At 71.3% G+C, this 8,299-nt stretch carries 6 protein-coding genes and 1 pseudogene; 4 read left to right on the forward strand and 3 right to left on the reverse strand.

Annotated elements, in window-relative coordinates:
- Positions 1-16: 16 nt before the first annotated feature.
- From AQI88_RS49255 to AQI88_RS41985, 3 genes and pseudogenes are all read right to left on the reverse strand, one after another.
- A pseudogene (locus AQI88_RS49255) lies at positions 17-402 on the reverse strand (hypothetical protein); the annotation flags it as partial.
- Between the two features lie 31 nt (positions 403-433).
- A complete protein-coding gene (locus AQI88_RS41980; RefSeq protein WP_244184648.1) occupies positions 434-2,029 on the reverse strand; it encodes an MFS transporter in 1,596 nt (531 codons plus the stop codon).
- A 251-nt stretch (positions 2,030-2,280) separates the two neighbouring features.
- On the reverse strand, positions 2,281-2,928 hold the full coding sequence (locus tag AQI88_RS41985) for a TetR/AcrR family transcriptional regulator (RefSeq protein WP_067011082.1): 648 nt from the start codon (positions 2,926-2,928) through the stop codon (positions 2,281-2,283).
- A 141-nt stretch (positions 2,929-3,069) separates the two neighbouring features.
- On the opposite strand from AQI88_RS41985, the gene AQI88_RS41990 reads away from it, so the two are divergent.
- The 4 genes from AQI88_RS41990 to mhpA all read left to right on the forward strand — a co-directional run.
- Entirely contained in the window at positions 3,070-4,215 is a 1,146-nt protein-coding gene (locus AQI88_RS41990) for a VOC family protein (protein WP_067011084.1), read from the forward strand.
- Positions 4,212-5,153 (forward strand): fumarylacetoacetate hydrolase family protein, encoded by a 942-nt coding sequence (locus AQI88_RS41995; protein WP_067011086.1) that lies wholly within the window; start codon positions 4,212-4,214, stop codon positions 5,151-5,153. Before AQI88_RS41990 ends, AQI88_RS41995 begins: the two co-directional genes overlap by 4 nt.
- Entirely contained in the window at positions 5,150-7,045 is a 1,896-nt protein-coding gene (locus tag AQI88_RS42000; protein WP_067011088.1) for an acyl-CoA synthetase, read from the forward strand. The genes AQI88_RS41995 and AQI88_RS42000 overlap by 4 nt, the downstream gene beginning before the upstream one ends.
- Positions 7,042-8,299, forward strand: a 1,258-nt coding sequence (gene mhpA, locus AQI88_RS42005) for a bifunctional 3-(3-hydroxy-phenyl)propionate/3-hydroxycinnamic acid hydroxylase MhpA (protein WP_067011090.1), incomplete at its 3' end; no start/stop codon positions are given. The genes AQI88_RS42000 and mhpA, both read left to right, overlap by 4 nt.

The following is an 8,299-nucleotide window of genomic DNA, read 5'->3' on the forward strand; positions in this document are numbered from 1 at the left end:
CCTGTCTGGCAAATGATCACCTGGTGGGTTCGCGGAGCCAGAGGATCAGGGAGGTCAGGTCGACTCCGGCGCGGTAGCGGTCGGCGAGCTTGTCGAACCGGGTTGCGATCGTATGGAACCGCTCGACTCGGCGAAGCATCGTTCGACCACATTGCGTTCGCGGTAGGTCCACTCGCAGATGCGCCAGCCCCTCGGTCGGTCCCGAGGCGGGCCGACCACCGAAGTCCGCCTCGTCGTCGACGGCCGTGGTCCGCCCGGCCCACCGTGTCGTCGCGGACCGCGACGTGCTCCAGCGACTTTGCCCGGGTGTAGTCCGCCTCAGCAGGCAAACCGCTCGTAGAGGGTCTGCCACGGCCCGTGCCGTTCAGGGAGATCACGCCACGGAGCCCCGGTCGGCAGCCGGCTGTCCGCGAGGTGAGCCCGCGCTCGGGGTTCAGGAATCGGCGTCGGGGGCGCGGCGGGGGGCGCGGAAGAGGCACCCGATGGCGGCGGCGAGCACGATGACGGCAACGACGAGGAGGGAAGCCGACAGGCCACTGATGAAAGCGTCCTTGACGGCCTGCGCCAGGGCGGGGCCCTGGGGGCCGGCTTGGTGGGCCACCTGCAGGCCGGCGGCCGCGGAGTCGTGGACGGACTCGGCTGCCTGGGGCGGGAGCTGGTCGATGCTGGGGGGTAGGGCGTCGCGGTAGTGGCTGCCGTAGACGGAGCCCATCAGGGCGATGCCGATGGCGGAGCCGACTTCGCGGGTGGTGTCGTTCATCGCGGAGGCCACGCCTTGCTGGCCGCGGCCGAGGGAGCCGGTGACGGCGGCGGTTCCGGCGGCTCCGGTCAGTCCGATGCCGAGGCCGCACAGGATTAGCCCGCCGAGGAAGGGCAGGTAGCCGGAGTCGGCGTGGATGCGGGAGATCGCGAACAGGCCGCCGCTGAGCAGGGTCAGGCCGGCGACCAGGACGGCTTTCATGCCGAGCCGGGTGACGAGGTGGGGGGTGATGTGGGAGGTGGGCAGGACGACGACGGCGACAGGTACGAGGGCGACGGCGGCTTTCAGGGGGCTGTAGCCGAGGATGAGCTGGAGGTACTGCAGGCCGACGAAGAAGAACCCGAAGACGGCCATGAACTGCACCAGCACGGTGACGGCGCCGGCGCGGAATCCGGGGATGCCGAACAGGTGCGGGTCGAGGAGTGGTTGGTCGTTGCGCAGTCCGAAGAAGGCGTAGGCGGCGAAGCCGACGACGGTGACGGCCAGGGTGGCGATGACGGCGGGTTCGGTCCAGCCCTGTTCGTTGCCCTCAATGATGGCGAATACCAGGCAGCCGATGGCGACGGCCGTGCAGGTCGCGCCGATGACGTCGGGCCGGTGGGGATGGGGGTCTTTGGTGTTGGGGGCCAGTGTTGCCGCAGCGGCCCCCGCAACCAGGGCGGTGATGGCGCTGGCGACGAAGATGGAGCGCCAGGAGAACTGCTCCAGCAGCGCGCCGGCGGCAAGCATGCCGATGATGGCGCCGGCCGCGGCGAACCCGGACCACACCGCGACGCCCTTGGCGCGCTGCTCGGGCGGGAAGGCGGCGGTGATCGTGGACAGGGTGCCGGGCATGATCATGGCGGCGTCGAAGCCCATGACGACCCGCCACACGATCAGGTGGGTGGTGGTGTCGGAGAAGGATGCCGCGAAGGCGGCGGCGCCGAAGACGACGGTGCCGGCGACCAGGACGTGGCGTCGGCCGATGCGGTCGCCGATCGCGCCGAGCGGGAGGACCAGCGCGGCAAGGGCCACGGTGTAGGCGTCGGCGATCCAGGTGAGTGAGGCGTTGGTGGCGGACAGGTCCACGGCGAGGTCGGGCAGGGCCAGGTTGAGGGCCGAGACGGAGGCGACCACCAGGACGAGGGCCAAGCACATGGAGAAGAGGACGCCGCGGTGGCCGGCCCGTCCTTCGGCGGCTTCTTCGGATGCCTGGAGGGGGTGCGGGGAGTTGTCGTCATGGTGGGTATGTCCCTTGATCAGGGTGGCGGAGCGGCGAACCTTGATCACGATGAGAGCAGCAATGCCGATGGATTCGAGCGTGACCGGGCGCGCCGTGGTCTGCTGTCACCGTTTCGGGCGCCGGGGAACGCCTGAGGTTCCGAGCGGCCCTTCTTCATCGCAAGTGATGATTTCATCAGTTACGATATATCAGTCAGATCTCGATCGCCAATGTGCCCTGTGCGGGACTGCGAGAGGCCCCCGCGCCGGGGATCGGTGCGGGGGCCTGGACGGGCGCGCGGCCGGCGGTGCCGCCGAGGTCAGGGCAGTTCAGGCAGCGGGCGGGTGGAGATCTCGTGGGCCTCGCCCGCCGGCAGCCCGAGCATGCGCAGGATCATCTCGGCCATCTGCTCACCGGCCGCGGCGTCGAGATCGCGCGCCGCGTTGAGCTGGAGAAGACCGATCAGCGCGCCGCCGACCGCGGACAGGGCCACGAGCGGGTCCTCGAAGGTGAAGCGGCCGGACGCCTTGCCGACCTCAAGGTCACGGAGAGCGCGCGGCCCGAGCCCGGTGGGGGCGTTGATGTGCGGCAGGCCGCGCAGGCGCAGGATCTGGGTGATCTCGGGATGCGAGGCCGCCAGCCGTAGCGTGAGACGGACGCTGGCGGCGAAGACCGCGGCCGGGTCGTCGATGCCCTCGGTGACGCTGTCGAGCAGCTGGCCGTACTCCTCCAGGGTGTCGCCGACCGCGGCGTCGAACAGGTCGTTCTTGGTCTCGAAGTGGTTGTAGAACGTGCCGAAGCCGACGTCGGCGCGGTCGGCGATCTCCTGGATGCTGGCCGAGGTCTCACCGGTCTCGGCCAGGATCTGCCGCGCGGCGGCGATCAGCGCCTGGCGGGTGCGGGCGCGACGGCGCTCGAAGCGGTTCGCACTCGCGGGGCTGTCGGGGGTGTCGAGCTTGTTCGGCATGCGACCAGTCTAGGTGCATTCAGATCTGATGATTCCATCACCCTGAGGCTTGACGATCGACCTGTCAAGTCTGATGCTTCTATCAGTTCAGAGCTTCTCATCAGAAGCGTGTCCGTTGAGCCACCCCTGACGGAGCCCCACATGTCGAAGGACCGAGCCCGCCCGCCCGGGCCCCTCACCGCCCACCAGGACCTGCACAGCGAGCACGGGCCGCTGCGCGGGGAGCACCCCGGCCGCGCCCGGCAGCCCGTGATCAAGGTGGCGGACCTGGCCTGGCTGGAGTTCGAGAAGCCCGACCTGGCCCGCGCCGAGGTGTTCGCCCGCGACTTCGGCTTCGCCGTCGCCGCGCGCACCGGCCAGGCGCTGTACCTGCGCGGCACGCTGCCCGGTTCGGCGTGCGTGGTACTGCGCCACGGCCGCACCTCACGGTTCCTCGGGCCGGTGTTCCGGGCCGCGGAGCGCGCGGATCTGGACCGGCTGGCCCGGGTCACCGGCCATCCGGTCCGCGACCTCGGGGAGTTCGGCGGCGGGCGGGTCGTGGACCTGGCCGACCCGTCCGGCTTCCCGGTCCGCGTCGTCCACGGCACCGAGCAGCTCCCGGCCCTGCCCGAACAGCCCCCGCTCGCGCTCAACTTCGGTGGCAGCCGCGCCCGGATCAACGCCACCCAGCGTCCGCCGTGCGAACCCGCCCGAATCCAGCGGCTGGGCCACGTGGTGCTGGAGACGCCGAGGTTCACCCAGGCCCTGGACTGGTACCTGGAAACCCTCGGCCTGATCGTCAGCGATTTCCTGTTCCTGGACGGCCGGCGCGACCGCGGGCCCACGATGGCGTTCATCCGCTGCGACCAGGGCAGCACCCCGGTCGACCACCACACCCTCGCGATGCACCTGGGCCCGCGCACGGGCTACGTCCACTCCGCCTACCAGGTCACCGACCTCGACGCGATCGCCGCCGGCGGGCAGTACCTCGCCGAGCGCGGCTACAAGCGCAGCTGGGGCATCGGCCGGCACATCCAGGGAAGCCAGCTCTTCGACTACTGGCGCGACCCGGACAAGCTGATGGTCGAGCACTTCGCCGACGGCGACCTGTTCGACTGCGACCTGGAACCCGGCTGGGCCCCGATGTCCGCCAGCGGCCTGGCCCAATGGGGCCCGCCCGCGACCCGCGACTTCCTCGGCGCCAACCCCACCCCCGCCCTGATCCGCGAAGTCGTACGCGCACTGCGCGCCGACAACGAGATCGACCCTGGCCGCCTGCTGAGCCTGATGAAAGCGATGAACCGATGAGTATCAACGTCCTGCGTACCGCCGACGGCTGGTACACCGTCCGCGATCAGCGCGCCGTCCGCGTCCGGACCGCGGCCGCCACCACCGCCGGACTGCTGGCCGACCGGGACGCCGTCACCGCCTCGGTGAACAGCACGGCCCCCGGCGTGCCGGTCGCCGACCTCGCGGTGCTCTCCCCGGTCACCCCGGGGCGCCGGGTCGTGGCCCAGATGACGAACTTCGCCTCGCACGCGGCCGATGCGGGCCTTGACCCGAAGAGCGTCCCGCTCACCTTCTTCCGCAAGGCGTCCGGGTCGATCAGCGGCCCGTACGAGGACATCGTCAAGCCCGCCCACGTCCGGCTGCTCGACTACGAAGTGGAGATCGGCCTCGTCATCGGCGCACCGCTCCCGGTCGGCACCCAGGTCTCCTCCGCGAACCTCGCCGACTACGTCGCCGCCCTCGTGGTCACCAACGACGTCTCCGCCCGGGACCTGCAGCTGCCCAAGACCCAGTTCTACGAGGCCAAGTCCTATCCCACCTTCACCCCCACCGGGCCGGCGCTGGTGCTGCTGGAGGAGGGCGACCTCGACCGGTTCGCCGAGCTGCGGCTGCGCCTGTGGGTCAACGGCGAACTGCGGCAGGACATGCCCGCCTCCGACATGATCTACCGGCCTCTAGAGACCCTCCAGGCACTCACCGGCTTCCAGCGACTGGACCCCGGTGACCTGCTGCTCACCGGCACCCCCGTCGGCACCGCGCTCAGCGCGCCGCCCAAGCCGGTCGAGATCCTGGGCTCGCTGCTGCCGGCCGCGACCAAGTGGCGACTCTTCTTCAAGGCCCAGGCCAAGAACCCCAAGTACCTGCGGGACGGCGACCTGGTGGAGGCCGCCGTCGCCACCGACGACGGCAAGCTCGACCTGGGCCGCCAGCGCACGACGGTGAGGTACGGGCGATGAACGAGGACCTGCTGTGGCCCCCCTACTGCGGCCCCGACGACCTGGCCTCGATCGAGGCGGTCCCGCTCACGGCGCGCGGTCTGCCTGGCTCGACGTACGACCTGCTCGTGCGCGCGGCAACCAGGTGGCCGGACCGCACCGCCCTGACGGTGCTGCCCCAGGCCGCCCAGTGGCGCGAGCCGGCGCAGCTGACCTTCGCCGGCCTGCTGGAGCGGGTGCACCGCTACGCGAACCTGCTGCACCGTCTGGGGGTGCGACGCGGCGACGCCGTAGCGCTGATGGCACCCAACTGCGCGGAACTCATACCAGCCACTTTGGCCGCCCAGCTCGCCGGGATCGCCGCACCGATCAACGGTGCTCTCAGCCCGGCGCACCTGGGCGAGCTGCTGCGGCGTTCCGGCGCCCGGGTCCTCATCACCGCAGGACCGGAGCTGGCCCCGGAGCTGTGGGCGAAGGTCCCCGAGCTGACCGGCGCACTGGACGCGGTCCTGGTGCTGCGGCCCACGGCGGCGCAGGCCCCTCCGGCGCCCCTGCCCCGGCTCGACGGAGTCCTGGTCGGTGAACTGGCGGAGTCGCCCCGGGACCAGGACACGTCCAGCTTCGCAGGCGAGGCGCCCACGGCGGGTGACCTGGCGGCGTTCTTCCACACCGGTGGCACGACGGGCACCCCGAAGCTCGCGGCGCACACCCACGCGGGCGAGGTCGCCAACGCCTGGATGATCGCCGCCAACTCGATGCTCGGCAGCGACTCCGTCATCTTCGCCGCCCTGCCCCTGTTCCACGTCAACGCCCTGGTCGTCACGCTGCTGGCGCCGCTGTTCAAGGGCCAGCAGGTGGTGTGGGCAGGACCGCTCGGCTACCGCGAACCCGCCCTGTACGGGGAATTCTGGTCGATCGTCGAGCACTACCACATCGCCGCCATGAGCGCTGTGCCGACCGTTTACCAGGTGCTCACCCAGTGCCCCGTCACGACGGCGGACATCAGCAGCCTGCGGTACGCCATGGTCGGCGCGTCGCCGCTGCCCGACGCCGTCCGTACCGCGTTCGAGGCCCACACCAAGGTGACACTGGTCGAGGGCTACGGCCTGACCGAGGCCACCTGTGCCAGCGCACGCAGCTTCCCCGACGCGCCGCACCCCGGCGCAGTCGGGCAGCGCATGCCTTACCAGCAGGTGAAGGTCGTCCACCCGGACTCGTGGGCGGAGCTGCCCACCGGGCAGACCGGGCTGCTCGCGATCGGCGGGCCGACCGTGTTCGCCGGCTACGTCACCGGCCGCGACGCCCAGGGCCGGCCGGTCATCGACGGTCTCGGCAAGCTCGTGGACGGCTGGCTCGACACCGGCGACCTGGCCCGTCTCGACGCCGACGGGTTCCTCCACCTGGCCGGCCGCGCCAAGGACCTGATCATCCGCGGCGGCCACAACATCGACCCGGCCGTCATCGAGGACGCACTCCTCGCCCACCCGCACGTCACCGGCGCCGGCGCGGTCGGACGCCCTGATCTGCACGCGGGCGAGCTCCCGGTGGCGTATGTGACCCTCGCGCCGGAAGCGGACGTAAACGAGGAGGAGCTCCGCCAGTGGGCCGCCGGGCGCGTCCCGGAACGCGTGGCCGCCCCGAAGTCCGTCACCATCCTTGCCGCGCTGCCGGTGACCGATGTCGGCAAGCCCTACAAGCTCGCCCTGCGGGCCGATGCCACCCGGCTCGCCGTCGCGGAAGCCCTGGCCGGCCACGGCTCCGACGTCGAAGTCGACGCGGCGATCGAGGGCGGGTCCGTCTTCGTGTCCGTCACCCCCGGCACCGGTGACCGCGAGGCCATCAGCGCGGTCCTCGACCAGTACGCCCTGCGCTGGACGTGGTCCCCGGAGACGCCCGGACCGGTGGCGTCATGACCGTCGGCACCGTCCCGGTGGTCGTCATCGGCGCGGGCCCCACCGGCCTGACCGCGGCGACACTGCTGGGCCAGTACGGCATAGAGACCCTCGTGCTGGACCGCTGGGAGTCGGTCTATCCCCTGCCTCGGGCAGTCCACCTCGACGACGAGATTTACCGGCTGCTCGCCCGGCTCGGCGTCGCGCACGAGTTCGCCGCGATCTCCCGCCCCGCCCACGGCCTGCGGCTCCTGGACCGCGAGCTGCGAGTGCTGGCCGAGTTCCGGCGCGGTGCCGACCTGGGTCGCCACGGCCACCCCGAGGCCAGCATGTTCGACCAGCCGCAACTGGAGGAGCTGCTGCGCGCCAACCTCACACGGCACGCGACCGTCACCCTGCGCGGGAACGTGGAGATCACCGCGATCGAGCAGCCCGACGGCGGCCCGGCGCGGATACGGCTCACCGACCGGGCCACCGACGAGACCAGCACCGTGGCGGCCGGGTACGTGCTCGGCTGCGACGGCGCGAACAGCCTGACCCGCTCGGCGATCGGCTCCACCATGCACGACCTGAGGTTCGCACAACGCTGGCTGGTCGTCGACGTCGCCACCGACGCCGACCTGGCCCAGTGGGAGGGCGTGCACCAGGTCTGCGACCCGGTGCGTGCGGCCACCTACATGCGCATCGGCGAGCGCCGCTACCGCTGGGAGTTCCAGCTCCTCCCCGGTGAAAGCGCCGACGACTACCGCGACATGACCCGTCTGCGCCCCCTCATCCGGCCCTGGACCGGCAACGTCCCCGCAGACGAGCTGGAGATCGTGCGCACGGCGGAGTACACCTTCCGCGCCCAGATCGCCGACCGCTGGCGCGAGCAGCGTGTCTTCCTGCTCGGCGACGCCGCCCACCTCACCCCGCCCTTCATCGGTCAGGGCATGGGCGCGGGCTTGCGCGACGCCGCCAACCTCGCCTGGAAGCTCGCCGCCGTCCTCGACGGCCGCCTCCCCGAACAGGCACTGGACAGCTACGAGGCCGAACGAAAACCCCACACCCGCTCGATGATCACCCTGGCCAAGCTGGTCGGCACCGCCATGACAGCCGGCGGGGACACCGGCAGCGCCGTGCGCCGCATGCTCGCACCCCACCTGCACCGACTTCCCGGCCTGAGCAACAGCATCCTCGACAGCCAGACCCCAGCCCTGCACCGCTCAACCCTGGTGGACCGAAGACGGTTCGGGCGCGGCCTCGCGGGACGTCTGTGCCCCAACGCCCAGCTAA

The sequence above is a fragment of the Streptomyces cellostaticus genome (genome assembly GCF_001513965.1).
GTDB classification, from domain to species: Bacteria; Actinomycetota; Actinomycetes; order Streptomycetales; family Streptomycetaceae; genus Streptomyces; species Streptomyces cellostaticus.